Source organism: Rubrimonas cliftonensis, assembly GCF_900107585.1.
GTDB classification, from domain to species: domain Bacteria; phylum Pseudomonadota; class Alphaproteobacteria; order Rhodobacterales; family Rhodobacteraceae; genus Rubrimonas; species Rubrimonas cliftonensis.
In genome coordinates this window covers 1-2856 of record NZ_FNQM01000069.1, presented here as the reverse complement: position 1 = coordinate 2856, position 2856 = coordinate 1, and the positions used below count along the sequence as shown (strand labels likewise).

The window sequence follows — 2856 nt, the reverse complement described above, 5'->3', positions numbered from 1 at the left end:
CCGCCCTCGGCATACCCGTCACCGAAGCCATAGGATGAGTCCGTCCGGGGAAAGGGGAAATCCGGCCCAGCCGTGATTTGCTCAACAGAGTCCCCGCCAATGGAAAACAGGGCCGCTAATGGGCTCTAAGTATCAGGGAACCGAATGCCGACATGACAGGGCGCCCGGACCCTGGAACGCCTCAGGACGATACCCTTCGATCTGGTGCGGGCGAGTTCACCAGTTCAAGGTGCTCGGAGCCCGTCGCCACTGAAACTCACGACATCGCGACATAGCGCACCGGATCCCGCACCGCGCGGCGATAGTCGGATGGCGTCACGCGCATATGCCTGGTGAACACCCGGGCCAGAACCTGGTTCGACGAGTATCCAACCTCCAGGGCGATCTCGGTGATCGGGAGGTCCGTCCGTTCGAGGAGTTCGCTGGCTTTTTCCACGCGCAGTCGGGTCAGGTACGCGCGTGGCGGCACGCCGAGGCTCCGCTTGAACATGCGGACGAAATGGAACGGCGAGAGCCGCGCCTCGGCTGCGAGTTCGTCGAGGCTGATGTCTTCCGATAGCCGCGCATGCATCAGATCCAGGCACCGCCGCTCGGCCCACGGAGCAAGCCCGCCCCTGACTTGCCGGAACGGCGCCCCTCCCAAGCGGCAGAGTTCGGCGAGGATCTCGCAGCCCGCGGCCCGCGCCAGCAGACGCGACGGCGCACCCTCCTCGTCACACAGAGCCCACAGGGTCCGAAGCGCTGATCGGATGGCCGGCGAGTCGAACTTGCCGCCATAAATATGGGGAAGGTCGAACGAGAAGCGCCCGCTAGCGGCATCGTCCAGCGTCTCCTGCCACTGCGCCACAGGAAACGCCAAGGCGCGAACCTGCTGGCTGGTATCGACTGTGGACGCGAGGGCGAAGTTTGGCGCAGCGACGGTGAGGTCGCCTTTTTGGTTGGCCACATCGAAACGGCCTCCTCCCAAGTTGCCGACAAGACGGCTGCCGCCGTTCATGTCCTGACATAGGACGAGATCCGGGAGGCCTGAACGAGACATGTCCCCGGCCGGTCGCTTAAACTCAATCAGATCGAGGATTCTACCTGCAGACTTTATCGTGCGTAGATCATATCCGCAGTGGCCATCGCGGTACCACCGGGCGGACGCCGTATAGGCAGGCGCGGTCATTACTGTGTCTCCTATCGACGTGGACATTGTCGCCGGGATCTGCGCGGGCAGCCCGACGGGGCCGTCGCCCAACCGCGCCCGCTCATCTCGCCCTGTGGCAGCCCCCACAATACCTGCGGGACAAGCAGGCGGGCAGGCTCTTTCTCGGCCTGTCGGCGCCAGCGCCGCCAGGCGCTCCGTGAGTTCGTCAATAGCATAGCCATTGATCCGCACGCGCTCCAGTCGCCCGAGGGCAATCACCGCAAGATCGGCACCCGCGCAGCAACTCCAGCGCCGCAGCGCACAAGAGCGCTCGGTACAGCTCACTTGCCTTGAGAGACTTCACAAGGATCGAGCAGTCGGCCCACTACGGAAAATCCTTCGCCTGCTTGGCGAAGTATCCTGATGCGGTTTGAAAAATTCGCATCCGTGATGGCCCGGCGCGAAAGGAGAGCAGACGTGTCCGGTAAAATCGACCTGCTGACACCTTCGAACAACCAGCTGATCATCATCGACCATCAGCCGCAGATGGCTTTCGGCGTGCAGTCGATCGACCGACAGGTCCTGCAGAGCAACGTCGTGGCGCTGGCGAAGGCCGTGAAGGTGTTCGACTTCCCGACCACGATCACGACGGTCGAGATCGAGAGCTTCTCGGGCCACACCGATCCCGAGATCCTGTCCGTCTTCCCCAAGGCGCCGCTGTTGGAGCGGACCTCGATGAAGTCGTGCGACGACAGGAAGGTGCGCAACGCGCTGGCGGCGATCGGGCGGAAGAATGTGGTGGTGGCCGGCCTCTGGACCGAGGTGTGCAACAACTCCTTCGCGCTCGAGGCGATGCACGACGGCGGCATCGCGATCCAGCACCGCATGGCGGCGCCTGGCGGCGGCATCGCGATCCAGCACCGCATGGCGTTTCTGGGCGAGTACTTCGTCCAGCGCTACGGCCGCTACGCCGCCGAGGCGACGCCGCCGGTCGGGTGGCGTCTAGAGGCGGGCGGTCCCGGTCGGCGGCGGCGCCGACGCGACGCGCGCTGCTTCCTGCGATCCGTGGCGGGCGCTCTGGTGGCTGACCACCGGCAGGACGCTCGGCGGGCTGTCGGTCTACGACGAGGGCAACGTGCTCGACCGCGAGGCGGCGCTTCGGCTCCGGACGCAGGGCTCGGCGTGGTTCTCGGGCGAGGCGGACGTGAAGTGGACGCTGGCGCCGGGCGCCTTCGCCGACCCCGCCGTTCTCTCGGCCGACTACTTGGCCGTGCCGCCCGGACGAGATCCGCAACATCGAATCGGTGCTGACCGTCATGGGCGGGCGCATCGTGCACAGAGCCGGCGACTTCGGCCTGATGGCGCCGCCCTTGCCGCCCGCCGCGCCGGACTGGAGCCCGGTGAACGCCGTCCCGACGCCGGGCATGCGCGCCGACGCCCCTCAGCTGCGCCGCTACGCACGCTCATGCTCGGACGGCTGCGGCGTCGGGTCTGGCGTCCATGGCCATGACCACCGCATCGCGTGGGAGTGCCCTGTCCCAGTCGCAGACCGCCACCCCTTCTGGGGCGCACTCGGCTGCGCCTGCTTCGCTGCCTCAGCCCTAGTGGCAAGGAGACCAACGATGATCGACACGCTCGCCGCAGCGCCGCTTGACCGGCGCACAATGCTCGCCGGATCGGCCGCGCTGACGGCCACAGCCCTCTCACCCTTCGCTGGTTGGGCTGCG

1 protein-coding gene and 2 pseudogenes are annotated in these 2856 nt (G+C 66.5%); 2 read left to right on the top strand and 1 reads right to left on the bottom strand.

All coding sequences use genetic code 11. The annotated features are described in order from the left end of the window. Positions 1–256: 256 nt before the first annotated feature. On the bottom strand, positions 257–1168 hold the full coding sequence (locus tag BLW43_RS22490) for a helix-turn-helix domain-containing protein (RefSeq protein ID WP_093257149.1): 912 nt from the start codon (positions 1166–1168) through the stop codon (positions 257–259). 384 nt (positions 1169–1552) lie between these two features. Here BLW43_RS22490 and BLW43_RS24805 point away from each other — a divergent pair. After that, a pseudogene (locus BLW43_RS24805) lies at positions 1553–1933 on the top strand (isochorismatase family protein); the annotation flags it as partial. A 271-nt stretch (positions 1934–2204) separates the two neighbouring features. Then, positions 2205–2639, top strand: a pseudogene (locus tag BLW43_RS24800) (amidohydrolase family protein); the annotation flags it as partial. Positions 2640–2856: the final 217 nt, after the last annotated feature.

Excerpts from the sequence above, each read along its gene's own strand:
- BLW43_RS22490 (WP_093257149.1), bottom strand. The coding sequence starts at position 1,168 with ATGACCGCGCCTGCCTATACGGCGTCCGCCCGGTGGTACCGCGATGGC.